Source organism: Methylorubrum sp. Q1 (assembly GCF_004683995.1).
In the GTDB taxonomy this organism is placed as follows: Bacteria; Pseudomonadota; Alphaproteobacteria; order Rhizobiales; family Beijerinckiaceae; genus Methylobacterium.
Genome location: NZ_SRHQ01000017.1, coordinates 103,983 through 126,504 on the forward strand (window position 1 = coordinate 103,983; position 22,522 = coordinate 126,504).

Here is a 22,522-nt window from a genome sequence, read left to right on the forward strand (position 1 = left end):
CGACACCGTGTCCATTGCGCACGAATTCGAAAGTCAACGAGGTGTCCGCATGAGTCTCATCGGCGTGCTCCGCACCGGCGTCTCCGGAATGAACGCTCAGTCCAACCGAATCTCCACGGTGGCCGAGAACATTCAGAACGCCAGTACCACCGGCTACAAGCGCACTTCGGCCGAGTTCTCGTCGCTGCTGCTCGATTCGGGTGATGTCGGAAACTACAACTCGGGCGCGGTCGAGACCACGTTGCGCCGCTCGGTGAGCGAGGGCGGCCCCATCGCCTCGACCAATTCCGACAAGGATCTCGCGATCCAGGGCAACGGCTTCTTCGTGGTGAGCGATGCCGCCGGCGCGCCCTTCATGACGCGGGCCGGCAACTTCGTGGTCGACGGCAAGACCGGCAACCTCGTCAATGCCGGCGGCTTCACCCTGATGGGCTACAGCCTCGCCAACGGCACCCCGAACCCGGTCCTCAACGGCGTGGCCGACCTCAAGCCGGTCAATGTCAGCGTGATGGGGCAGGAGGCGCGTCCCTCCACCGCCGCCACGGTCAGCGGCAACCTCTCCTTCGAGACGCCGGTCTACGATCCGACGGCGACGGGTGCCATCGGCTACTCGAAGAAGAACTCGCTCAAGGTCTACGACAATGTCGGCCGGCCGGTGACGCTCGACGTCCAGATGACCAAGACCGCCGCCAATACGTGGTCGGTCGCGTTCTTCGACCCGGCGGCGCCGACCGTGTCCCTCGGCACGACCAGCGTGACCTTCGACGGCAACGGCAAGGTCAATGGCGGCGGCTCGGCCCTCGTGGACGTGCCGAACGGTCGCCGCATCACCGTCGATCTGGGCGGCCTGACGCAGCTCTCCGGCGAACACAACCTCTCCGGCACCGCCAACGGCTCCTCGCCCACCTCCGTGAGCGGCACCGCTTTCGGCGAGGACGGCACGGTCTACGCGGTCTATACCGACGGCACTCGCAAGGCCGCGTTCAAGGTGCCGCTGGCGGATGTGGCGAGCCCCGACAACCTCGCGCCGCGGGCGGGCAACGTCTTCACGACGAGCGCCGAATCCGGGGACATCCAGGTCGGCTTCGCCGGCCAGGGCGGGCGCGGCATCCTGAAGGCGGGCGCACTCGAACAGTCCAACGTCGATGTCAGCACCGAACTGACGACGATGATCGAGGCGCAGACGGTCTACACCGCCAACTCCAAGGTGTTCATGACCGGCAACGAGCTGCTCGAAACCCTGATGAACCTGAAGCGCTGACGCGGACCATCGTCGCATCCGGGGGCGCCGGCCCGACACCGGCGTCCCCATCTCGTATCGCGTCCCAGGAACCGACCGATGGGTCTCACCCTCGCGCTCAACACCGCGCGCGCCTCGCTGCTCGCGAACTCGAACCAGATCGCCGTCTCCGCGCGCAACGTCGCGGGCGCGAACGATCCGGGCTATTCGCGCAAGATCGCGACGCTGGTCGCCGGCAGCGCGGGCGGCGCCACGGTGACGATCACCCGTGCGGGCGACCCGGCGCTCTATGCCCGCACGCTGAACGCCTCGTCGGACGCCGCCCGCGGCGACGCCCTTCTCACCGGGCTGACGAAGCTCGCGCAGACCGTCGGCGACACCGAGGACCCGACCGCGCCGGCCGCGCGCCTCACGACCTTCCAAGCCGCGCTCCAGGGCGCCGCCAACCAGCCCGACAACGCGCAGCTCGCCCGTGACGCGGTCGAGTCGGCCAAGGCTCTGGCGGGAAGCCTGAGCCAGGCGGCGGACGCGGTCCACGCCGTGCGGGCGGAGGCCGATGCCGGAATCGCCGCTTCGGTGAGCCGCATCAACGACCTTCTCGTCCGGTTCGACGCCGCCAACCGCGCCGTGACCAAGACCACGGCCCTCGGCGGCGATGCCACCGACGCGCTGGACGACCGCGACCGCATCCTGACCGCGCTGTCGCAGGAGATCGGCGTCCACGCGGTCGCCCGCGAGGGCGGCGACATGGCGCTCTACACCGATGGCGGCGTGACCCTGTTCGAGCGCGGGCCCCGCGCGGTCACGTTCTCGGCCACATCCGTCTTCGCCGCAGGCACCGTCGGCGGCGGCGTGAGGATCGACGGCGTGCCGGTGACCGGGGCCGCCTCGCCGATGCCGCTCCATTCCGGGCGGATCGCCGGGCTCGTGGCCCTGCGCGACGGTGCGGCGGTCCAGTACGAGGCGCAGCTCGACGCCCTCGCCGGCGGGTTGATCGACGCGTTCGCCGAGAGCGATGCCGTCGGCATCAACAGCGGTCCGCGGGCCGGCCTGTTCACCGCGGGCGGCAGCGGGATCCTGCCCATGGCCGCCGGGCGCACCGGCCTCGCGGCCTCGATTTCGGTCAACGCGGCGGTCGACCCGGCCCGAGGCGGCTCCGTCGCCCTGCTGCGCAGCGGCGGCATGAACGGCAGCGACTATGCCGACCCTGCGGCGGGCGGCGACGCGGCCTATGCGGGTCGCCTTCGCGGCCTTCTCACGGCGCTGTCGGCGGCCCAGCCCGTCGATCCGGCCCTCGGCCTCGGCACCTCCGCCGGCCTGCCCGACCTCGCCGCGGCCTCCGCGGGTTGGCTCGAAGCGCAGCGCAAGGACGCCTCGACCGATGCCTCCTACCAGAAGACCCTGCTGACGCGCGCCAACGAGGCGCTCTCGAACGTCGCGGGCGTGAACGGCGACGACGAGACCGCCCTCGCCCTGCAGCTGGAGCGCTCCTACAGCGCCTCGGCCAAGCTCATCTCGGTCGTCAACGACCTCCTCAAGACCCTCCTCGACGCGGTGCGGTGATACGGCCATGATGACGACCGGCTTCATCTCAAGCCTCAACCTCTGGAATGCGCCGCGCACCGGCGTCTCGCGGCTCCAGAGCGAACTCGCGACCGCGACCAGGGAGATCGCCACCGGCCGCTTGGCCGATGTCGGCGCGACCCTCGGCGGCGGTGTCGCCGGGGCCTTCGGCCTGCGGCGGCAGAGCGCCGTGCTCGCCTCGCTGACCCAGAGCAACACCGCGGCCACGTCCCGGCTCGCGGCGACGCAAGGCGCGCTCAACGCGATTCGCTCGTCCGCCGACGCGACGCTCAACGAACTCACCGCGCTCCCCGCCGATCAGCGGGCGAAGACGCTCGTGGATTCCGCGCGCGGTCGCCTCGCGGCGCTGGCGGGCGCGCTCAACACCAGCACGGGCGGTCAGTTCGTGTTTGCCGGCACGAACAGTGGGGCGGCACCGCTGGCCTCCTACGAGGGCAGCCCGACCTCCGCCGCCAAGACGGCGGTCGATAACCTCTTCACGGGCTTCTTCGGCTTCGCGCCCGGCTCGGCGGCGGCGTCCACCATCACCCCGAACCAACTCCAGGGCTTCATCGATGGGCCGCTCGCCGGCCTGTTCACCGAGGTGAACTGGAATCAGACGTGGTCGAGCGCCTCGAGCCGCCCCCTCGACAGCCAGATCTCGCTCACCGAGACCGTCACCACCTCGGTGAGCGCCAACGCCGAGCCGTTCCGCAAGCTCGGCATGGCCTACGTCATCGCCTCGGGGCTCGGCCTGTCCGGCCTCTCGCAGGAGGCGCAGAACGTGGCCACCGGCAAGGTCATGGACCTCCTCGGCCAAGTCAGCGGAAGCCTCACGACGATGCAGGCGGATCTCGGCCGCGCCCAGAACCAGATCACGGAGGCGAACGCGCGCATGTCCAAGCAGACCGCGCTGCTGACCGGACAGATCCGGGATCTGGAGAGTGTCGATCCAGCCGAAGCCAAGAGCCGGGTCGATGCCATCACGACCCAGATGCAGATGTCCTACGGGCTGACCGCGCAGTTGCGCAGCCTCAGCCTGATCAACTTCATCTCCTGAACGCCCGCCTTTTTCAAACCGAGTACGGAGCGTCGGCCCCGATGTACCGCCTGTCCTATGCCGAGATCATGGAAGACGCGCCCGACCTCGGTCGCGAGCGCGAGCGCGACGCCTTCGACCGGGCGCTCAGCCAACTCCGCACGGCCGAAGCACGGGGCGCCGCAGCGGGCCCGGCGCGCAGCGCCGCGGTCGGCTCGATCCAGGATCTCTGGAACGTGCTGATCGCCGACCTGCTCGACCCCGAGAACGCGCTGCCCGAAAGCCTGCGCGCCGACCTCGTCGCCATCGGCCTGTGGAACATGCGCGAGGCCGGCGAGGTGCTGAGCGCACCCGACCGCAGCCTCGCGGCCTTGATCGAGGTCAACACCTCGATCCGCGACGGATTGCAGTAGGGGGCGGGCCATGACGCGCGAGACCGGCCGGGCCGCTACCCGCACCATGCACCTGAGCCTGAAAGCGGGCGAGCGCGTCTACATCAACGGCGCGGTGGTGCGCGTCGACCGCAAGGTCGCGCTCGAACTGATGAACGACGCGACCTTCCTGCTGGAGGGCCACGTCCTCCAGGCGGAGGAGGCGACGACGCCCCTGCGCCAGCTCTACTTCGCGGCGCAGACCATGCTGATCACCCCGGCCCAGGCCGGCCCGGCCCGGTCGCTCTATGCCCTGATCGAGGAGGGCATCCTCGCCGTGACGACCGAGCCCGCGATCCGGGAGGGGCTGGCGGCGGCGCAGGCCCTCGTCGAGGCGGGCCGGGCCTTCGAGGCGCTGAAGCTCATCCGCGGCCTCTACGCGACGGAGGCCACCTTGCTCGGCCCGTTGGCTCCCCTTCCCGAGGTGCCGCCCGCCGCCCTCGTGCCATCCGCCCGCTCCGGCCAACGCCGCCGGCCGCGGCCCCGGCCGGCCCTCTCCTCCGACAAGGCCTGAACTTCCATGGACGTCAGCAGCACCGGCACGAATACCGGCACCACCAGCTCGACCACCGCCGCGGCGGCGAAGGCGGCGACCTCGGTCGCCTCCAAGATGAACGCCGACACCTTCCTGACGCTGCTGATGGCCCAGCTTCAGAATCAGGATCCGACGAAGCCGATGGACTCGACGGAATATGTCAGCCAGCTCGCCACGTTCTCGCAGGTCGAGCAGGCCACCAAGACCAACCAGAAGCTCGACTCGCTGCTCACGTCGAGCTTCCTGAATCAGGCCGACGCGATCATCGGGCGGAGCCTTACTTCGGCGGACGGCCTGACGTCCGGCACGGTGCAGTCGGTGCGGGTCACCGGCGACGGCGTGATGGCCAAGCTCACCGACGGCCGCGAGATGCTGCTCGCCTCCGGCATCTCGATCAGCTAGCGCATCGTCCCGAAAGGTGGTTGCCGGCTTTCGGACGAAGACGATGCGCCATCCAAAGACCCACTCATGAACGAGGTCGACGCCCTCGAACTCGTCCGCTCCGCGATCTGGACGGTGCTGGTCGCCGCCGGGCCCTCCGTCGGCGCGGCGATGCTGGTCGGCATCGCGGTCGCCCTGCTTCAGGCGCTGACGCAGATCCAGGAGGTGACGCTCACCTTCGTCCCGAAGATCGTCGCGATCCTGCTGGTGATGCTGGTGACCGGCACCTTCGTCGGCGCGCAGATCTACGCGTTTGCCGAGATGACCTACGGCCGGATCGCGACCGGGTTCTGAAACCCTGCCAGCCGCTCGCAAGCGCGCCCCGCCCGTGAAGCGGAGCATCCGGCGCAAGGAGACCGATACAGACCGGCTCGACGGTGGAAGAACGGTTGGGACCGGGCGGAGGAAGCTGTCGAGACTTGATCGCCCGGTCCCGCGCGAAAGCCTCGACCTTGGGAAGGACAAAAGCTTCGACGGAGAAGACCTTAACACCGAGAGCAGGCAACGGCAGCATCCGATTCGACGCCCTGCCATGCGGAGGGTGACGGCAGGCTTTGAGAGTCAGGGTTAAGAGCCTCTGCCGACCGGCTCTCCCGCCCTTGCCCGCAGGCACCCATCCCCGCGCAAGCTTGCCGCGCCACAACCGCCTCGACCTTGAGGGAATCGGTTCACGTCATGGCGGTGAGCGAAGCGCTCGTCCTGGAAAAGCGGTCGCGGCGCGACTTCGGCTTCGCGGCCGGCATCGTCGCGATCCTCGCGGTGCTGTTCCTGCCGGTGCCGGCGGTGCTGATCGATGTCGGCCTCGCCTTCTCGATCGCTCTGTCGGTGCTGATCCTGATGGTGGCGCTCTGGATTCAGAAGCCGCTCGAATTCTCCGCCTTCCCCACCGTGCTGCTGATCGCGACGCTGCTGCGGCTGGCGCTCGGCATCGCCACGACGCGGCTGATCCTGGCCAACGGCCAGAAGGGCGTGGACGCCGCCGGCCACGTCATCCAGGGCTTCTCGCAATTCGTGATGAGCGGCGATTTCGTCATCGGAATCGTCGTCTTCATGATCCTCATCACGGTCAACTTCCTCGTCATCACCAAGGGCGCGACCCGTATCGCCGAGGTGGGCGCCCGCTTCACCCTCGACGCCATCCCCGGCAAGCAGATGGCGATCGACGCCGATCTCAACGCGGGGCTGATCGACGACAAGGAGGCGCAGCGCCGCCGCCGTGAGCTGGAAGAGGAATCGGCCTTCTTCGGCTCGATGGACGGCGCCTCGAAATTCGTGCGCGGCGAGGCGGTGGCCTCGCTCATCGTCATCGCCGTCAACGTGTTCGGCGGCGTCATCATCGGCACCACCCGCCACGGCATGCCGCTCGGCCAGGCCGCCGACGTCTTCGTCAAGCTGTCCGTCGGCGACGGCCTGGTCTCGCAGATCCCGGCCCTGATCGTTTCGCTCGCCGCCGGCCTCCTCGTCTCCAAGGGCGGCACCCGCGGCGCGACCGAGGAAGCCGTGCTCGGCCAGCTCAGCGCCTATCCGCGCGCGCTGATCGTCGCCGCCGCGCTGATGCTGATGTTCGCCATCGTCCCCGGCCTGCCGTTCCTGCCCTTCGTCACGCTCGCGGGCCTGATGGGCTTCGTGGCGATCACCATTCCGAGGCGCCGGGCGTCCCGGGCCGCCGCCGCGGCAGCCCAGGTGAAGCGCGAGGAGGAGAGCAAGCAGGCCGAGACCAAGGAATCGGTCAAGGAGCAGCTGCGCACGCCGGAGATCGAGCTCTGCCTCGGCCGTCAGGTCGCCGCGCAGATCCAGGGCAACCATGCCGAGCTGCACCACCGCGTCGCCAAGATGCGCCGCAAGTTCGCGCGCCAGTACGGCTTCGTCGTGCCCGACATCAAGCTCACCGACAGCCTCAACCTGCCGCCCAAGACTTATCAGATCCGCATCCACGGCACGGTGGCCGCGACCCAGGAGATGCGGCCCGGCGAGTTGCTCGTCGTCGTCGGCGACGGGCCGCGCCCCGACGTGCCGTCCGAGGAAGTCCGCGAGCCCGCCTTCGGCATGAAGGCGCTGTGGGTCGTCGACGCCTATGCCGGCGAGATCCGCCGCTCCGGCTTCGAGGCGATCGACGGCGCCTCCGTCCTGCTCACTCATCTCTCCGAGGTGATCCGCAACAACCTGCCCCAGTTCCTGTCCTACAAGGACATGCGGGCGCTGCTCGATCGGCTCGACCCGGAATACAAGCGGCTGATCGACGAGATCTGCCCCTCGCAGATCTCGCATTCCGGCCTGCAGGCGGTGCTGAAGCTGCTGCTCTCCGAGCGCGTCTCGATCCGCAACCTGCACCTGATCCTGGAGGCGGTGGCCGAGATCAGCCCGCATGCCCGCCGCGCCGAACAGATCGCCGAGCATGTCCGGATGCGCGTCGCGCAGCAGATCTGCGGCGATCTCGCCGAGGACGGGGTGCTGCACGTGCTGCGACTCGGCGCCAACTGGGATCTCACCTTCCACCAGAGCCTGAAGCGCGACGCCAAGGGCGAAGTCATCGAGTTCGACATCGACCCGCGCCTCGTGGAGCAGTTCGGCACCGAGGCCGGCGAGGCGATCCGCGAACGGATGCGGCAGATCCATGGCTTTGCCCTCGTCACCGCCCCCGACGCCCGGCCCTACGTGCGGATGATCATCGAGCGGATCTTCCCGACGCTGCCCGTGCTCTCGCATCTTGAGATCGCCCGCGGCGTCGAGCTGAAATCGCTGGGCACCATCTCGTGATTCCGGGCTTCGGCAGCCTGTTCAGCGGAGAGGCCTTCCTCGGCGTCTTCCTGATCTTCTGCCGGATCGGCGGCTGCCTCCTGATCGTGCCCGGCTTCTCCAGCCCGCGCGTGCCGGCGCAGGTGCGGCTTCTCATCGCCGGCGGCGTATCGCTCGCCGTCACGCCGCTCCTGCTGCCGCTGTTTCAGACCAAGCTCTCGGGCCAAGCACCGACCGAAACGCTGACGTGGATCGCCAGCGAGACCGTGACGGGGCTACTCATCGGCCTGCTCGGGCGCATCTTCATCTTCGTGCTGGAAACCGTGATGAACGCGGTCTCGACCATGGTCGGCTTCGGCTCGATGCCGGGCACGCCGGTCGAGGGGACCGACGCGATCCCCGCGGTCGAATCGCTGATCGTCTTCACCGCGGTCGCGCTGATGTTCGCGGCCGACCTGCATTGGGAGCTGTTCCGCGGCCTCGTCGATTCCTACGGCCGCATCCCGCCGGGCGAGGGCTTCGGGACGCAGACCGCACTGGTGCGCATCGCCGACCAGATCGGCGAGGCCTTCACCCTCGCCCTGCGGATCGCGGCGCCCTTCATCATCTACGCGGTGGCGGTGAACCTCGCGGCGGGCTTCGTGAACAAGCTCACGCCGACGATTCCGGTCTATTTCGTCGCCACGCCCTTCGTGATGTTCGGTGCGCTGCTGCTGCTCTACACGCTCTCCAGCGAGTTCATGACGCAGTTCCTGTCCGGCTACGTCGCCTGGCTGCGCAAAGGCTGAGTGGAAAGAGCTGAGCGCCATGTCCGCCGCCGACATCGCCAAGCGCCTGAAGCGCGCCGAGCGGCTCACCGCCGTGCAGGAGCAGATGCGCCGCGCCGCCGAGTGGCAGCTCGCCGAGACCCGGCGCACTGCCGAGGCGGTCGAGGCGGACCGGGCGGCTTTGCTCGCGGCGGTCGGGTCCTCGGCCCACGGCCACCTTTTTCTGGAAGCCGCCAACCGCCGTCTGCGCGGGCTCGCCACGCGGGCGACCGAACTCGAGCGCACCGCCGCGTCCCAGGCGGACGAGGTGCGCGAGCAGGGCCTTGCGCAGAAGCGCGCGGAGCTGAGCGCCGAGCGGATCGAGACGCTGCTCGGCCGGGAACGCGACCGGATCGAGGCGATGGAGCGGCTCGACGGCCTCGCCCAGCGCCGCGATGCAAGCCTCCCGTAAGCCAGCGGATCTACACTCCGCTCCATCCTCAGCGGCGTGCGCCCGGTTCGCGCCGCATCAAGGTTTGACGGCGCGATGAGCATCACCCCCCCTTCCGACATCGTGATGGACGTGGCGCGCGCCGCCGACCCGGCCCGCTATCAGGAGGCGGCGGCCAAGCTGTCGCAGCCCGGCGACCCGGCCGCCTTCGCCAGCGCTGCCGACGATGCGGCGCGCGAGGCAGGCCTGACCACGCACATGCCCCTCGACGTCCATGGGGCGCTGACGGGCCTGAAGAACGAGACCGCCCGGACCGGCTCCGCCGACCCCTACCGGAAGTTCGAGGGGCAGGTGATCCAGCAATTCGTCGAGGCGATGCTGCCCAAGGCCGAGACCGTCTTCGGCAAGGGCAATGCCGGCGGCATCTGGAAGTCGATGCTGGCCGAGCAGCTCGGCCAGCAGATCGCGCAGACCGGCGGCATCGGCATCGCCCGCATGCTGAACGCCGCCCGCCCCGCCGGCACCACGGTCGCGCCTACGGGCACCGGCGTCGCGGGCAAGGTCTGACCGCCATGCTGCTCGAATCCCTGAAGCGGCTGGAGGCCACCGTCGAGGCCGAGACCGAGGCGCTCAGTGCCAACGCGGCCCTCGATCTCGACGCGGTCAACCGGGCCAAGAGCCGGAGCCTCCTGGAACTCACCCGCCTCGCCCGCGGCCTCGACGTCGCGAACCTCGACGCCGAGACCGGGATCGTGCTGGCGCGCCTGCGCGACAAGCTGATCCGCAACCAGGAAGCCGTCGCCCTGCATCTGCGGGCGGTGGAGGAGGTCGGCGAGACGCTGCAGGCCAGCCTTCAGGCCGCCGAGTCCGACGGCACCTATTCCGCGCGCTTGTCCGCACACTCGGGACGCGATTGAGCCATGCGCGTCCTCGTCACCGGTCTGTGGATCTGCGCCGTCACCATCGCCTCCTGCTACGCGGCGGTGACCTTCGGCGGCGGGTTCTTCTCGAAATCGACCGAGCCCTATCTCGAAGGGCTGCAATATCAGAAGCTTGCGCCCATCAACATTCCGATGGTCGCCGAGGGCAAGGTGCAGGGCTACGTCATCGCCGTGCTGGTCTTCACGGCCGACGCCAAGCTGATGCACACGCTTCCCGTCGCTCCCAACGCCTTCGTGGTCGATGAGGCCTTCCGCCAGATCTACGGCGACACCACGATCGATTTCCGCAAGCTCGCCCGCTACGACATCAACGGCCGGCTGGCCCAGATCCGCGCCAAGGTGAACGAGCGCCTCGGCTCCGACGTGGTCAAGGACGTGCTGGTGGACGAGTTGAATTTCGTGGCGAAGCGCGAGGTGCGCTCGTAGACCGGTTATCGGCCAGTCCCGCCCGAGTGTCCGGCAAATCATGTGACGATGAAAAGGCCGCGCTTACATCATCGAATCTGGCTAGCACCTATGCACCAGTTTTCTGATTTGGTATAACATCAATCGAGCACGGACCAATTGTTGTCATAAAATTTGATTATATTAGTATGCATCTTATGCATCGCAGACGCCCAAAACGAATGACGAAATTATTAAGATTGACAAATCTTGTCACATCAGAAATTCACAAATCATCCTCAAAATAATCGGAATTTCGGGGGATTAATTGAGATACATTGCTAGACAAATTCAACAGGCAAATATTTTTCTTGGAAGAGACATTTCTTACAAGGAAAAAATGATCATCTGGAGTATGAGTTTTCTTGTTAATGTGGTTGCTGCTCTGACACTGTCTGGAATCCCATCAGTCGCAGCCGCCATTATCAGCTCGTTCTGGCCTGGATTGATCATCTATGCAGATGATCGCAGGCTTAGAGAAAAGGGGGCTAACGGATTGATCGGATTTCTCGCCCTCATCCTGTTATTTGCCACCGTCATGCTGCCAGCCTTCTGGATCGGTCTTTTATATATTAAATATACGAACTAAAACTACAATCATAAACCATTATAACTGGCATTGCGCCCAAGGACGGATCGGTCCAATTAACCACTGCCATTGACTTAATGAATCAGGTTCCGAATTCGAAAATGATTCACGCTCATCTAAGTAAATACAATGAGCAAGAAGCACAAAATTTTCGACGCCATCAACAAGCAAGTGCGCCAGAATGACGAGAGAAATGCTCGCATAATCGACAAGGAAAGTCCTTACCTGAGCAAAACTCGGAGAAATGCAGCCATCGAACGTAAGCGGCTAGACCAAGCTCCGGAAGTCTCTCCCCTCTTCAAACGCCCTTCATAGGGATTTTGTATCGTCATCTCGATCGTGAGCGGATTGGTTCAGTGCGCAGCCTTGATTTGAAAACTCGCGCCGCCGGGCTACCCCGCTCGCCGCGACCGGTTGAGCCGAAGGCCGCGTCGTGCACGCATTGACCGCGCTGCGGCGCCCGCTCATCCTGCCGCCGCCATGACCTGCTTTGCCGGCCTCTCCGCCTTTCCCATCACCCCCGCCTCCCCCGACGGACGCGTGGAGACGGCGGCGTTGCGCGCCCTCATCGCTCCGCTCGCCGCCGCGGGGGTGGATTCGATCGGGCTGCTCGGCAGCACCGGCACCTACGCCTATCTCTCCCGGGCCGAGCGCCGCCGCGCGCTCGATGCGGCTCTTGAGGAAGCAGGCGGCCGGGTGCCGGTCATCGTCGGAATCGGGGCTCTGCGCACCGACGAGGCCGTGGCCTTGGCGCAGGACGCGCGGGCGGCGGGTGCCGCCGCCGGGCTCCTGGCCGCCGTCTCCTACACGCCGCTGACCGACGAGGAGGTGTTCGAGCATTTCTCCGCGGTCGCCACGGGCAGCGGCCTGCCGATCTGCATCTACGACAATCCCGGCACCACGCATTTCCGGTTCACGCCCTCGCTGGTCGGGCGGCTGGCGCAGGTGCCCGGAATCCGCGCGCTCAAGAGTCCGGCCCCGGATTCCGATGCGGTGGCCGGTCAGCTCGACGCCCTGCGCCGGGCGGTGCCGGCCGAATTCCAGCTCGGCTTCAGCGGCGACTGGAACGCGGCAGAGGCGGTGCTGGCTGGCGGCGAGGCTTGGTACAGCGTCGCGGCCGGGCTGTTTCCGGAACCCTGCCTCGCGATCCTGCGGGCGGCACGCGCCGGTGAGGCCGCGCGGGCGCGGGCCCTGAATGCACGGATGCAGCCGCTCTGGGACCTTTTCAGGGAATTCTCCAGCTTGAGGGTCACCTACGCGGCGGCCAATCACCTCGGCCTGTGCCGGGCCGATCCGCCCCGGCCGATCCTGCCGCTGTCCGAACCCGTCCGGAATCGGGTGGCGGAGGTCGTGGACCGGCTCGCGCTCGCCTGATCCGGCCGCTGCGGGACACTCGCGCTCCCGCGTTCTTAAAGGTCGATTCACGCAGAACTGTTTGACTCATCGTCAGAGTAAGTTCTGCGTAATCGAGTGCCATGCCCCCATCGGTCGCCGGCGCGCCGGACCTGTCCGGCCTTATCGAGCTCTCGCGCGATCCCGCGCTGGACCTGAAACCCGTGATTCTGCGGGTGCAGACCGACCTGTTCCTGGCCGCTCCGGTCCATGACCGGGCGATCCTCAGGGAGTTCGAGTCCCTCGCCGCGGGTCTGATCCCGACGGTGGACGAGGAAACGGCGCGCGTCGTCGCCGAGAAGCTCAAAGGATGCCCCGACGTCCCGGCCGGCGTGCGCGCCGCGCTCGAGGCCCGCGGCTTTCCCGTCGCGCTGCCGCCCGAGCCCGAGACGGAAGCGGAAGCCGACCGGGCGCTCGCCGAGAATCCCGGCGCGCTGATCGGCACCCGCGTGCTGGACCGCCTGCTCGCCCGCGCCCGGACCGATGCGGATCTCGCCCACATCCTGCTCGGCCGGCCCGACATTCCGCCCGCCGACCTCGCGCCGCTCTGGCTCTATGCCGGTCCGGAGCAGCGCAGCGCGATCACCCAGGCCGTCGAGGCCACCGCCGCCCTGCGCCCCTGCCCGCCGGCCCCCCGCGCGCTCGCGACGAGCCTCGTCGAGCATTCCCATGCCCGCGACGTACAGGCCTTCATCACGGCGCTCGGCCGCGGGCTCGGCCTGCCGCCGAACTATCTCGGCGCCGCCGTCGATCCGGTCGCCCGCTACGACCTGCTGACGCTCGCGCTGCGCGCTGCGGATCTGCGCGAGGGCGAAGCGGTCTTCGTCTTCCTCACCCTCAACGACAGCGTCGCGCGCTCGGTCGATCGCGTGTTTTCCCTGGTCACGCTGTTTCGCGAGACCAGCCGGGCCACCGCCCGCGATCTGCTCTGCGCGATCTTCGGCGTGCCCGTGATGGAGCGCGCCGCGGGCGAGCACCAGCCGCTGCACGGCCCCGAAGCCAAGCGCGGCAGCACCGCGGCCGAGCGCCTGCGCACGGTGCTCCCGATGCGCCTGCGCCGGACGAGCTGACGTCGCCTTTGGAGGCTACTCCGCGAGCGGGAGGCCGTGCCGGCCCTCGCGGTCGTCGATCTCGACGATCCAGAGATCGGAATCGAAGCGGATCTCCCGCGCGAGGCGTTCCTCGACATCCGGCGACGGGGCGGCGGTGAGGATCGGCGTGAAACGGCGATCGCCGTCATCATCCGCCTCGATCAGCGCCTGGGGCGCCGGGCCGTAGAGGTCGGCGGTGCCGTCGAGCCGGTCGATCTTGACGAAAATCGCCCCCGCCTCCGCCGAACCGCGGCGGCGCTGCACCGCGGGGATGTTCTCGCCGTTGAGACGGCGCAGATGCGCGGAGACCCAGAAATCCGAGCGAAGGCGTGGCATGCCCGGTTCATAGGCGCCGATGGCCGCCGCGTCGATGGCGCGGCGTGAGCACCGGCGCGGTTTCGTGTCTCTCACAAAACTCCCGCCGCGCAGTCATCGCCGGAACGAGAACGGTCAGAGACCGGGCGTTTTGTGAGCTACGCTTACCCGCCCGCCTTGGCGGTCATCTCGCGGGTCAGTGCGCGCAGGGTCGGTCCGGCCGCCTCGCCCTTCACGGGCATCTTGCGGTCGCGCTCGAACTTCTCGATCGCCGCCTTCGTGCCGGGTCCCATCAGGCCGTCATCCTTGAGCGGACCGTAGCCGAGCTTCGTCAGGGCGCGCTGCGCCCGGATCACGGTCGGGTCCGGCTTCGGCCCCTCGGACTTGCCTGCATCCGCCTTCGTCTCGACCTTCGGTTCATTCGCGGCGGGCTTGGACGCGGGCTTGCGCTCGGCCCTGGGGGTGACGGAAGCCGTCGTCTCGCCGGATCGGATCATGTCGGCGATGCTGTCGCGGACGGGCACCGGCACCTCGCGCACGGGGGCGGGCTTCGGCGTCTCCACCGCACGCACCTCCCGGACCGGTGGGGCTGCGGGCCGCGCGGCCACGGGCTTCGGCTCCACGGTCGGCAGGATCGGCGCCGGGTGCGGCCCGGCCTGGAGGCCCATGGCGTTGACGCAGACATAGACCGCCGCGCCGACCCCGAGGAACGTCCCGAACACGCCGCCGGGATAGCGCCGGCAGACCTGCCCGGCTCCCGTCGCGGCGGAGAGAAAAGCGGCCTTCCAGCCGGACGCGGCAGGCCTGCGCGGGGCCGGCTTGCGGCGCGGCGAGGATTTGGCCGGGCCTCGGGCGACGCGCATGTCACCGGGGACGACGATCTCGCGCTGGTCCCGTCTGGCGGGCGGCTCGCGCATCAATTCGCTCCTTTACGTGGGAATGGTGTTGCGTTCGGGCCGCTCATCCGGCGCGGCGCATCGGAGGATTGGTGGAGAGCGGGGCGGGATCGAACAGGCCGGCCGGCCGCCGGATCGGCTCGGGCGCCGGCTCCGGCATCGCCGCGACCCGCACCGAGGTCCGGATCGGCGCCGGCTGGGCCTGCACGGCGGCCCCCTTCGCACCGTTGCCGGAACCGTCGCGCGCACCGGCCGTGGCGGTTTTGGCGCGGCTGCAATCGAGCGGCAGGGTCACGGTGACGGCGGTGCCCTTGCCCGGAGCGCTCTCGACGGAGACAGCGCCGCCGTGCAGCCCGGCGAGGCCGCGCACCACCGAGAGGCCGAGCCCGGTGCCCTCGTGGCTCCGGCCGTAACCGCCGCCGACCTGGAAGAAGGGGTCGCCGAGCCGCGGCAGGTCGGCCTCGGTGATGCCGATGCCGTCGTCGCTCACCACGATGTCGAGATAAGCCCTGCCCCGGCGCACCATCACCTCCACCCGCCCGCCGCGCGGCGTGAATTTCACGGCGTTGGAGAGCAGGTTGATGAGCATCTGGCGGCAGGCGCGGGCATCGGCCACCAGGGCGCAACCGGCCGGCACGGGCGCGCTGGTCAGGGTGATGCCCGAGGCGTCGGCCTTGAGCCGCATCAGGTCGCAGCAGGCACGGATCAGCGCCTCGACATCGACCGGCTCCGGCTGGAAGTCGAAATGCCCGCCGCGGATGCGCGAGATGTCGAGCAACGTGTTCACCACGTCGAGCAGGTGGCGCCCCGACTGGGCGATGATGCCGGCATATTCGCGGGAACGCTCCGGCGAGAGGGTCACCGCGCCCTCGCCGCCCAGCACGTCCGAAAAGCCGATGATGGCGTTGAGCGGCGTACGCAGCTCGTGGCTGACGGTCGCGAGAAACTGGGTCTTCACCTCGTCGGCGCGCTCGGCCTCGGCACGGGCGCGGTCGAGTTCCTGCGCGTGGCGGCGATGCTCGGACACGTCGCGGGTCACGGCGACGACGGTCGAGCCGTTGGCGCCCGCGAGCCCCGCCTCGATCCGGTGGGCGCGCATCTCGGCGAAGATCGTGCGGCTGCCGTCGCCGCGGGCTGCGTCGAGATGCAGGCGGAACGGCACGGTGGCCGGCGCGCCGTGGGCGGCGACGTCGCTGATCGCCTGGAGCAGGGCCGGACGGTCGCCGATATGCACCCGGTCGAGCAGGCCGTGGCCGCGCAGGCGGCTCGCCTCGGCGCCGACGAAGCGGGCGGCTGAGCCGCTCGCCTCCAGCACGCGGCCGTTGGCGTCGTGCCAGGTCACGAGGTCGTCGATGGCCGAGAGCAGCAAGCGGTCGCGGGCCTCGTTGTCCTGCATCCGGGCGCGCCACTCGCCCTCGCGGCGCATGTGCTCCATCGCCTGCGCCGCGATGTGGCCGATGGCGGTCACGGCAAAGACCGGCATGACGATCGCGTTGGGCCAAGCGAGCGCGAGGGCGCCGACCGGCAGGTAACCGCTCAGCGCGATCGCGAAGGCGCCGATGACGGCGATGACGGACGCCGCGATCGTCGCCCGGCGCGAGCCGGAGATCATCGCCTCCAGCGGCACCGCCACGAGCCAGATGGCCGCGGCCGAACTCGCGCCGCCGGTGAGGGCGGCCAGGCATACGACGATGCCGGTCAGGCCGAGCGAGGACAGGGCATGCGCGACCCAGAGCGAGCCGGTGCGCGACAGGACGACGGCGGCCAGCAGCGGCAGGAACAGGCTCGCGATGGCGATCGCCTCGAGGCCGCTCGGGACGCCGCGCCAGACGAGGTAGGGCGGCAGGCCCGCCATCATCACGGCGCCGGTGGCGAGCCGCGAAATCAGGAACCGCTCATGGCGGAAGCGCACGCCCGGCTCAGCCAGCGCGGAGGCATGGACCAGCCCGGCCAGGCGGGAATCGAAGAGGGAGGCAAGGGTACCGTCTTTACGCAACACCACCACGCACAACGCAAGCCTTGACCCGGAACACGGGTGTCTTGCGCCCCTCGACTGCTCGTTACGATCTCGAGGAAACCGTCGCAGAGGCGGTTTAAGCGAGGATGAAAAGGGTCGCTCACTTGCCGCCGAGTGCGGCGACGACCGGCCCCGGAGGCGGCGCCGATCCCCGCTTTTCACAAGGCCCGGGCCGGGCCGGACCGACGCTCCACAGAGGGTAAACAGGGGGCCGGGAGGGGTGCGGCGTCAAGAAAAACGCTTCGTTCACCACGTCGGCGCTTTCGCCTCTTCCGGTTCATCCGGCGGAGGCGCGAGGATGGCAGGATCGGGCGATCGACCTTTGTCGGCCGCGCCGGCGATGCAGTGCCCTCTGGAACCGGAACGATGTCGTTTCTTCTGCGCGCCGCCCTCGTGATCGGCGCCCTCACCTATCTCGCGCTTCAGCGCCAGGGCGGCCCCGATCCGTCCCGGCCGCACGCCGCCGGGACGGGGATCGCGACGGGCGATGTCATGGATCGCCTGACCACGGGCGGCATCGGCGCACTCGTGGAGGCCGTGAACGCCCTCCCGCCCGAGGCGCGTGAGGACATGGCGCGGGCCGGGGCGGATGCCCTCCTCCGCCATGTCGGCGGAGGGATCGCGCCGCCCCACCCGTCCGCCGACACCCTGTCCGCCAGCGATCGACAACCGCCCTGGCGGGGAGCAACTTCACACTGAGCGCGGTTCTGGCCTGAAGAGAGTGCCTCGCAAAACGCCCGATCGCCGCGCGTCTCCCCGCTGGGCACGGCGGGCGTTTTGCGACCGAGACTCAGGCGGTGCTCGTGTCGCGCACCGGTGCCATCGGCCGGGAGGGTGCAAGGATGTTCGGCTTCGGAAGCGAATACGAGGGCTTGGCCTTTTGGCTGCCGCTGGTCTGGGCCGGCCTGCTGGCGCTCGCGGTGGCGATGTACGTCGTCATCGACGGGTTCGACCTCGGCGTCGGCATCCTCTTCACCGCCGCGCGGCCCGGCAACTGGCGTGATCGGATGATGCTCTCGGTGGCGCCGATCTGGGACGGCAACGAGACCTGGCTCGTGCTCGGCGGCGGCGGCCTGTTCGCGGTCTTCTCGGTCGCCTACGCGATCCTGCTGCCGGCGCTCTATCTGCCCATCATCCTGATGCTGATCGCGCTGATCTTCCGCGGCGTCGCCTTCGAGTTCCGCTTCAAGGCCGAGCGGTCGCAGGTGGTGTGGGACAATGCCTTCCACTACGGCTCGCTGATCGCCACCTTCGCGCAGGGCATGGTGCTCGGCGCCTTCGTCCAGGGCTTCCAGACCGAGGGAAGGGGCTTCTCCGGCGGTACGCTCGACTGGCTCACGCCCTTCAGCGTCATGACCGGCATCGGCCTCGTCTGCGGCTACGGGCTGCTGGGCGCGACGTGGTGCGTGATGAAGACCTCGGGCGAGCTGGAGATCTGGTCACGGATCAAGGCCCGGCAATTCCTGATCGGTACCGTCCTCTCGATGGCGGTCGTCAGCGCCTGGGTGCCGTTCCTCGGCCTGCATATCCAGTGGCGCTGGTTCTCCTGGCCGAACGTGCTGTTCGTGGCACCCGTGCCGCTGCTCACCGCCTTCGTCTGCTGGCGGATCTGGAAGGCGATCGACGACCAGCGCCATGTCGCGCCTTTCCTTCTCTCGATCGCCCTGTTCCTGCTCGGCTTCCTCGGGCTCGCGATCAGCCTGTTTCCGTACATCGTGCCGCCCAAGCTCACGATCTGGCAGGCGGCCAACGCGACCTCGGCGCTGCAATTCGCCCTCGTCGGCTACGCGGTGGTGATGCCGCTGACGCTGGCCTACACGGCCTACGCCTACTGGGTCTTCCGGGGGAAGATCGAGGAGAACCCGAACGCGGCGAGCTACCATTGAGCGCCCGTCGCATCCTCTGGTTCGCCGCCCTCTACGGCCTGAGCCTTCTCGCCTTCACGGCGCTCGTCTATTTCATCCGCGCCATCGCACGGTGAGGCGAGGGGCGGCTCAGAAGCAGAGGGGGAAGGCGGCGCGCAGCCAGAGCCCCACCCCCTCGCGGGCCCACAGGAGCGCGCCGGCCAGGGTCAGCGCACCGAGAAGAGCGAGGACGACGAGTTCGTGCCGAACGCTCATGCCGGCCTCGCCCGCTGCACCAGGGGAACGTCGCGGATCGGCAGGTTGAGGAGACCGGCCAGAAGCGCGATGCCGATGGAGAGGGTCCAGGCCGCATCGTAGGAACCGGTCCGGGCGAAGATGAAGCCCGCACCCCACGCGCCGAAGAAGGCGCCGACCTGATGGCTCATGAAGACGATGCCGAACAGGGTCGAGAGATAGCGCACGCCGAAGATCTGCCCGACGAGGCCGCTCGTCAGCGGGACGGTGCCGAGCCAGAGGAAGCCGATGGCGCAGGCAAACAGCGTCGCGGTGAGCGGGGTGAAGGGCAGGACGACGAACAAAGCCATCACCGCCGCGCGGGCGAAGTAGATCCACGACAACACGTATTTCTTGCGCAGCCGGTCCGCGGCGACGCCAAAGGCGTAGGAGCCGAGGATGTTAAACAGGCCGATCAGGGCCAGCGCGCGGGCGCCGATCCCCGGATCGAGGCCGGCATCGCTCAACACGGCCGGCAGGTGGGTCGAGACGAAGGCGATGTGGAAGCCGCAGACGAAGAAGCCGGCATTGAGAAGCCAGTAGCCGCGATGGCCGGCCGCCTGCCGCAGGGCGGCGCCGAGCGGGATCGCGTCGGCGGTGGCGGCGCTCCGCACCGGGCCGGAGGCAGCCGTCCGGGCGATGCCGAGGGCGAGCGGCACCATCAGGGCGGCCAGCCCCGCACCGGCCAGCAGCGCCCCGCGCCAACCGAGGCCGTCCATCGCGATCTGGGTGGCCGGCACGAGCAGGAACTGTCCGACCGAGCCGCCCGCCGTGACGATGCCCGCGGCCGCGCCCCGGCGTCCGGCCGGCATCAGCGGCACGACCGCGCCGAGCACGACGACGAAGGTGACGCCGGTCATGGCCAGCCCAAGCAGGACGCCGAGCGTGACGGTGAGGCCGAGGGAAGAGGACACGAAGGCCGCCAGCGCGAGGCCGAGGGCGTAGAGAAGGCCACCGCCTGCGGCGACGCGTCCGGGCCCGTACCGGTCCGCCAGCGCCCCGACGAAAGGCTGGGCGAGCCCGAAGATCAGGTTCTGCACGGCCATGGCGAGGCCGAAGCTCTCCCGCCCGACGCCGAGATCCAACTCGACCGGCCGCATGAACAGGCCGAACCCCTGGCGGAGTCCCAGGGCGATGGTCACGATGACCGCGCCGCAGGCGAGCGCGATCCAGGGAGAGGGCCGGCGGAGATGCGGAGGGGAGGTCACGGTCGTGGATCCGGGAAAGCGGGCCGGGATCATAGTCCGTGTTCCGGGTTCTGCAGACGCGGGTCAAACCTCGATCGGCGCCATTCTATGCAGGGCCGGTTTCGATCCCTTGCAGAAGGTCGGAAGGTCCGCTTCCGGGCACTTGATGAGCCAGAGCCGCACGACCGGGTTGGGTGGCTTTGCGACGGTCCGCTTTCGGATGACGTCTGCATCCGCAACAGCTGGGGCAAACGCGCGCGCCCCGTCACCGCAGAGGCCGCCGCCAGCACACGCAAGACCCTCAACCTCAACGCCGTCGGGCGTGCGCCCCGTCCGGCACCGTGAGCCATTGCCCAGGCGTCGCCTGAGCTAACCCTTCTCTGCGAAGCTAATCCGACAGCATTGCAATCTGAGGTTGGTCGTATTTCTTCGTCTCACTGCGAATTGGGATATAATATTGCAATCTGACCTGTCAGATACGGCATAATAATGCGTATCGCATCTAAGGTTGTTCGATTTTACGCTCAGAATTGGATTCGAATTCGCTGCGACCTAGCGCACGGCAATCATTTGTTAATTTGATATATGATAGTCCGAATTTGCTTGCTTAGAGATTAGAGAAAATCATTCGATTTCCGGTCAGTTTCAATAATAACAGCTGCATCTTCATCTGGTTCCACCAATCGATCGCAATATATTCCGGGTTAGTGACAGTATTTGCAATAATGCAGTAGTGTTGACTATGCGGCAGGTTTCCTGCGCCGATCGCCTCCTCTCCGGACCTGTGAAATCCATGTCGCCGCCAGGAAGACCGCTCATTCTGTCGCTCTCGCTTGCGATGGCGCACATCGTCGCGTCGGGGAAGATCCCTGCCCTCGCGCAAACCGGCCCCGAACGCGGGATGGCTTCGGCTCACGGAGCCGAGCCCCCCACCCTCTCGGCCATTCCGCGCCTCCGCCGCCTCTCCGGACCCGCACGACCGGCCTTCGGTGGCGCCGGCCTGCCCCTGGCGCGCCCCTCGACGGCGGCCGGGGTCAACACGGCCCCGGCCGGCAGCCTCGACACCCAGAGCGCCGCCCCGCAATGGGGCGTGCTTGGCAATTTCGGCGGTGTGCGAGACGATCTCTTCCGTGCCGGCATCCGCATGGACGGCAGCTTCGACTACCAGACCTCGACCAATGTTCAGGGCGGCCCCTACCAGTCGCTGCGCGGCGCAGGGCAGCTCGCCGTCCGTTCCGCCGTCGACATGGATCGCCTCGCCGGACTCGCCGGCGGCACCTTCAACGTCGCTCTCACCTACCGCTTCGGCCGCGGCCTCACCGCGGACCAGCACTTCGGTGTGCTCCAGCAGACCGAGGAAATCTTCGGCCGCGGCCGGTTCCCGCGCCTGACCCAGCTCTCCTACACCCAGCGCTTCGGCGAGTTCGTCGACCTCAAGTTCGGCCGCCTGCCGGTCAGCACCGACTTTGCCGGCTTCGCCTGCGAGTTCCAGAACCTCACCTTCTGCGGCAACCAGCCCGGCAACCTCGTCGGCAACTACTGGTACAACTGGCCGGTCTCGCAATATGCCGCCCGCCTGCGGCTCGGCAACACCGACACCGGTTATCTGATGGCCGGCGTGTATCAGGTCAATCCGCGCGACCTCGAGAACGGCTTCAACTTCGACCCGTCCGGCGCCGTGGGCGCCTTGGCCATCGTCGAGGCCGCGGCCTTCCCGACGCTCCCGCCCTTCTCCTATCCCGGCAGCTATACGGTCGGTGCGTGGTACCAGACCGGAGGCGGGCCCGACCTCTTCCTCAACCGCGAAGGCCTGCCCCTGGCGGTGGTCGGAGGCGCGCCGGTGGCGAACCGCGAGCGCAGCGGCCTCTACGGCGTGGCCGTACAGGAACTCTACCGTCCCAACCCCGCCAACCCGTTGGGCAGCTTCTCCGCCTTCGTCCGCGTCACGATGGCCAATTCCTCGACCTCGTTCATCGACAGGCAGGAGACCATCGGCTTCGTCTACAAAGGCTTCTGGGCTGCGCGTCCGCTCGATTGGATCGGCTTCGGCATCGGCCAGTCGCATGCCAGCCGTGGCCTGGCGCAGAGCCTCCAGGCGGCCAACCTGCTCGACGGCGGCGCCCGCCCGATCCCCGGATACGAGCGCGCGCTGGAAGTCTTCTACAGCCTTGCCCTCTCTCCCGACGTGGTGGTCCGGCCCAACATCCAGTTCATCAACCGTCCCGGTGGCGTCGCCGGACGGACCGACATCCTCGTCTTCGGCGTCAAAAGCGGCGTCACGTTCTGACGGGGAGAGGCATGGGGCCAGCGCAGCAATGCGACCCGCGCCA

24 protein-coding genes are annotated in these 22,522 nt (G+C 68.3%); 19 read left to right on the forward strand and 5 right to left on the reverse strand.

The window, feature by feature from the left end; translation table 11 throughout:
* Positions 1–49: 49 nt before the first annotated feature.
* The 16 genes from E4V01_RS16965 to E4V01_RS17040 all read left to right on the forward strand — a co-directional run bounded on the left by E4V01_RS16965 (position 50) and on the right by E4V01_RS17040 (position 13,618).
* Positions 50–1,261, forward strand: coding sequence for a flagellar hook protein FlgE (locus tag E4V01_RS16965; protein WP_060768472.1), 1,212 nt, complete (start codon positions 50–52; stop codon positions 1,259–1,261).
* A gap of 78 nt (positions 1,262–1,339) precedes the next feature.
* Positions 1,340–2,803 (forward strand): flagellar hook-associated protein FlgK, encoded by a 1,464-nt coding sequence (gene flgK / locus E4V01_RS16970; RefSeq protein WP_135299144.1) that lies wholly within the window; start codon positions 1,340–1,342, stop codon positions 2,801–2,803.
* 7 nt (positions 2,804–2,810) lie between these two features.
* Positions 2,811–3,863: a flagellar hook-associated family protein gene (locus tag E4V01_RS16975; RefSeq protein WP_135299145.1), complete on the forward strand. Its 1,053-nt coding sequence runs from the start codon at positions 2,811–2,813 to the stop codon at positions 3,861–3,863.
* A gap of 41 nt (positions 3,864–3,904) precedes the next feature.
* A complete protein-coding gene (gene flaF, locus E4V01_RS16980; RefSeq protein ID WP_060768475.1) occupies positions 3,905–4,255 on the forward strand; it encodes a flagellar biosynthesis regulator FlaF in 351 nt (116 codons plus the stop codon).
* A 46-nt stretch (positions 4,256–4,301) separates the two neighbouring features.
* Positions 4,302–4,787, forward strand: coding sequence for a flagellar biosynthesis repressor FlbT (gene flbT, locus E4V01_RS16985; RefSeq protein ID WP_371688528.1), 486 nt, complete (start codon positions 4,302–4,304; stop codon positions 4,785–4,787).
* Between the two features lie 6 nt (positions 4,788–4,793).
* Positions 4,794–5,210, forward strand: coding sequence for a flagellar hook assembly protein FlgD (gene flgD / locus E4V01_RS16990; protein ID WP_135299147.1), 417 nt, complete (start codon positions 4,794–4,796; stop codon positions 5,208–5,210).
* A 66-nt stretch (positions 5,211–5,276) separates the two neighbouring features.
* Positions 5,277–5,543 carry a flagellar biosynthesis protein FliQ gene (gene fliQ / locus E4V01_RS16995; protein WP_056194240.1) on the forward strand — a complete coding sequence of 89 codons (267 nt, stop codon included), beginning with the start codon at positions 5,277–5,279 and terminating at the stop codon, positions 5,541–5,543.
* 381 nt (positions 5,544–5,924) lie between these two features.
* Positions 5,925–8,006, forward strand: a complete 2,082-nt coding sequence (gene flhA / locus E4V01_RS17000; protein WP_135299148.1) for a flagellar biosynthesis protein FlhA — start codon at positions 5,925–5,927, stop codon at positions 8,004–8,006.
* Positions 8,003–8,773: a flagellar biosynthesis protein FliR gene (gene fliR, locus E4V01_RS17005; RefSeq protein WP_135299149.1), complete on the forward strand. Its 771-nt coding sequence runs from the start codon at positions 8,003–8,005 to the stop codon at positions 8,771–8,773. The genes flhA and fliR overlap by 4 nt, the downstream gene beginning before the upstream one ends.
* A gap of 19 nt (positions 8,774–8,792) precedes the next feature.
* Positions 8,793–9,203, forward strand: a complete 411-nt coding sequence (locus E4V01_RS17010; protein ID WP_135299150.1) for a hypothetical protein — start codon at positions 8,793–8,795, stop codon at positions 9,201–9,203.
* A gap of 75 nt (positions 9,204–9,278) precedes the next feature.
* The gene (locus E4V01_RS17015; RefSeq protein ID WP_060768481.1) at positions 9,279–9,749 is read left to right on the forward strand and encodes a rod-binding protein; all 471 of its coding nucleotides are present in this window, start codon (positions 9,279–9,281) and stop codon (positions 9,747–9,749) included.
* A 5-nt stretch (positions 9,750–9,754) separates the two neighbouring features.
* Positions 9,755–10,099 carry a flagellar protein FlgN gene (locus tag E4V01_RS17020; RefSeq protein ID WP_135299151.1) on the forward strand — a complete coding sequence of 115 codons (345 nt, stop codon included), beginning with the start codon at positions 9,755–9,757 and terminating at the stop codon, positions 10,097–10,099.
* 3 nt (positions 10,100–10,102) lie between these two features.
* On the forward strand, positions 10,103–10,549 hold the full coding sequence (locus E4V01_RS17025) for a hypothetical protein (protein WP_060768483.1): 447 nt from the start codon (positions 10,103–10,105) through the stop codon (positions 10,547–10,549).
* A 358-nt stretch (positions 10,550–10,907) separates the two neighbouring features.
* The gene (locus E4V01_RS17030; RefSeq protein ID WP_135299152.1) at positions 10,908–11,156 is read left to right on the forward strand and encodes a hypothetical protein; all 249 of its coding nucleotides are present in this window, start codon (positions 10,908–10,910) and stop codon (positions 11,154–11,156) included.
* Positions 11,157–11,636: 480 nt separating this feature from the next.
* Complete coding sequence (locus E4V01_RS17035) at positions 11,637–12,530, forward strand: dihydrodipicolinate synthase family protein (RefSeq protein WP_135299153.1); 894 nt, start codon at positions 11,637–11,639, stop codon at positions 12,528–12,530.
* A gap of 101 nt (positions 12,531–12,631) precedes the next feature.
* Positions 12,632–13,618, forward strand: a complete 987-nt coding sequence (locus E4V01_RS17040) for a DUF2336 domain-containing protein (protein WP_135299154.1) — start codon at positions 12,632–12,634, stop codon at positions 13,616–13,618.
* 15 nt (positions 13,619–13,633) lie between these two features.
* Here the strand turns inward: E4V01_RS17040 and E4V01_RS17045 are convergent, their stop codons facing one another.
* From E4V01_RS17045 to E4V01_RS17055, 3 genes are all read right to left on the reverse strand, one after another.
* Positions 13,634–13,975 (reverse strand): DUF1491 family protein, encoded by a 342-nt coding sequence (locus tag E4V01_RS17045; protein ID WP_060768486.1) that lies wholly within the window; start codon positions 13,973–13,975, stop codon positions 13,634–13,636.
* A 143-nt stretch (positions 13,976–14,118) separates the two neighbouring features.
* A complete protein-coding gene (locus E4V01_RS17050) occupies positions 14,119–14,871 on the reverse strand; it encodes a peptidoglycan-binding domain-containing protein (RefSeq protein ID WP_135299155.1) in 753 nt (250 codons plus the stop codon).
* A 43-nt stretch (positions 14,872–14,914) separates the two neighbouring features.
* Complete coding sequence (locus E4V01_RS17055) at positions 14,915–16,855, reverse strand: PAS domain-containing sensor histidine kinase (RefSeq protein WP_135299156.1); 1,941 nt, start codon at positions 16,853–16,855, stop codon at positions 14,915–14,917.
* Positions 16,856–17,233: 378 nt separating this feature from the next.
* Between E4V01_RS17055 and E4V01_RS17060 the strand changes: the two genes are divergently transcribed.
* Both E4V01_RS17060 and cydB read left to right on the forward strand, forming a co-directional pair.
* The gene (locus E4V01_RS17060) at positions 17,234–17,566 is read left to right on the forward strand and encodes a hypothetical protein (RefSeq protein ID WP_135299157.1); all 333 of its coding nucleotides are present in this window, start codon (positions 17,234–17,236) and stop codon (positions 17,564–17,566) included.
* 143 nt (positions 17,567–17,709) lie between these two features.
* A complete protein-coding gene (cydB, locus tag E4V01_RS17065) occupies positions 17,710–18,753 on the forward strand; it encodes a cytochrome d ubiquinol oxidase subunit II (protein WP_135299158.1) in 1,044 nt (347 codons plus the stop codon).
* A gap of 108 nt (positions 18,754–18,861) precedes the next feature.
* On the opposite strand, the gene E4V01_RS26590 is transcribed toward cydB, so the two are convergent.
* On the reverse strand, positions 18,862–18,987 hold the full coding sequence (locus E4V01_RS26590; protein ID WP_256371266.1) for a hypothetical protein: 126 nt from the start codon (positions 18,985–18,987) through the stop codon (positions 18,862–18,864).
* Complete coding sequence (locus tag E4V01_RS17070) at positions 18,984–20,213, reverse strand: MFS transporter (protein WP_135299159.1); 1,230 nt, start codon at positions 20,211–20,213, stop codon at positions 18,984–18,986. Before E4V01_RS17070 ends, E4V01_RS26590 begins: the two co-directional genes overlap by 4 nt.
* A gap of 880 nt (positions 20,214–21,093) precedes the next feature.
* On the opposite strand from E4V01_RS17070, the gene E4V01_RS17080 reads away from it, so the two are divergent.
* Positions 21,094–22,479: a carbohydrate porin gene (locus E4V01_RS17080; protein WP_158509749.1), complete on the forward strand. Its 1,386-nt coding sequence runs from the start codon at positions 21,094–21,096 to the stop codon at positions 22,477–22,479.
* The last annotated feature ends 43 nt before the right edge of the window (positions 22,480–22,522 follow it).

Coding starts and splice junctions, on each gene's coding strand:
- E4V01_RS16965 (WP_060768472.1), top strand. CDS start 50: ATGAGTCTCATCGGCGTGCTCCGCACCGGCGTCTCCGGAATGAACGCT.
- E4V01_RS17060 (WP_135299157.1), top strand. CDS start 17,234: ATGTCGTTTCTTCTGCGCGCCGCCCTCGTGATCGGCGCCCTCACCTAT.
- flhA (WP_135299148.1), top strand. CDS start 5,925: ATGGCGGTGAGCGAAGCGCTCGTCCTGGAAAAGCGGTCGCGGCGCGAC.
- E4V01_RS17035 (WP_135299153.1), top strand. CDS start 11,637: ATGACCTGCTTTGCCGGCCTCTCCGCCTTTCCCATCACCCCCGCCTCC.
- E4V01_RS17080 (WP_158509749.1), top strand. CDS start 21,094: ATGGCTTCGGCTCACGGAGCCGAGCCCCCCACCCTCTCGGCCATTCCG.
- flgK (WP_135299144.1), top strand. CDS start 1,340: ATGGGTCTCACCCTCGCGCTCAACACCGCGCGCGCCTCGCTGCTCGCG.
- E4V01_RS16975 (WP_135299145.1), top strand. CDS start 2,811: ATGATGACGACCGGCTTCATCTCAAGCCTCAACCTCTGGAATGCGCCG.
- flbT (WP_371688528.1), top strand. CDS start 4,302: ATGCACCTGAGCCTGAAAGCGGGCGAGCGCGTCTACATCAACGGCGCG.
- E4V01_RS17040 (WP_135299154.1), top strand. CDS start 12,632: ATGCCCCCATCGGTCGCCGGCGCGCCGGACCTGTCCGGCCTTATCGAG.
- E4V01_RS17045 (WP_060768486.1), bottom strand. CDS start 13,975: ATGCCACGCCTTCGCTCGGATTTCTGGGTCTCCGCGCATCTGCGCCGT.
- E4V01_RS17030 (WP_135299152.1), top strand. CDS start 10,908: ATGATCATCTGGAGTATGAGTTTTCTTGTTAATGTGGTTGCTGCTCTG.
- flaF (WP_060768475.1), top strand. CDS start 3,905: ATGTACCGCCTGTCCTATGCCGAGATCATGGAAGACGCGCCCGACCTC.
- E4V01_RS17020 (WP_135299151.1), top strand. CDS start 9,755: ATGCTGCTCGAATCCCTGAAGCGGCTGGAGGCCACCGTCGAGGCCGAG.
- cydB (WP_135299158.1), top strand. CDS start 17,710: ATGTTCGGCTTCGGAAGCGAATACGAGGGCTTGGCCTTTTGGCTGCCG.
- E4V01_RS17010 (WP_135299150.1), top strand. CDS start 8,793: ATGTCCGCCGCCGACATCGCCAAGCGCCTGAAGCGCGCCGAGCGGCTC.
- fliQ (WP_056194240.1), top strand. CDS start 5,277: ATGAACGAGGTCGACGCCCTCGAACTCGTCCGCTCCGCGATCTGGACG.
- flgD (WP_135299147.1), top strand. CDS start 4,794: ATGGACGTCAGCAGCACCGGCACGAATACCGGCACCACCAGCTCGACC.
- E4V01_RS17050 (WP_135299155.1), bottom strand. CDS start 14,871: ATGCGCGAGCCGCCCGCCAGACGGGACCAGCGCGAGATCGTCGTCCCC.
- E4V01_RS26590 (WP_256371266.1), bottom strand. CDS start 18,987: ATGAGCGTTCGGCACGAACTCGTCGTCCTCGCTCTTCTCGGTGCGCTG.
- E4V01_RS17025 (WP_060768483.1), top strand. CDS start 10,103: ATGCGCGTCCTCGTCACCGGTCTGTGGATCTGCGCCGTCACCATCGCC.
- E4V01_RS17015 (WP_060768481.1), top strand. CDS start 9,279: ATGAGCATCACCCCCCCTTCCGACATCGTGATGGACGTGGCGCGCGCC.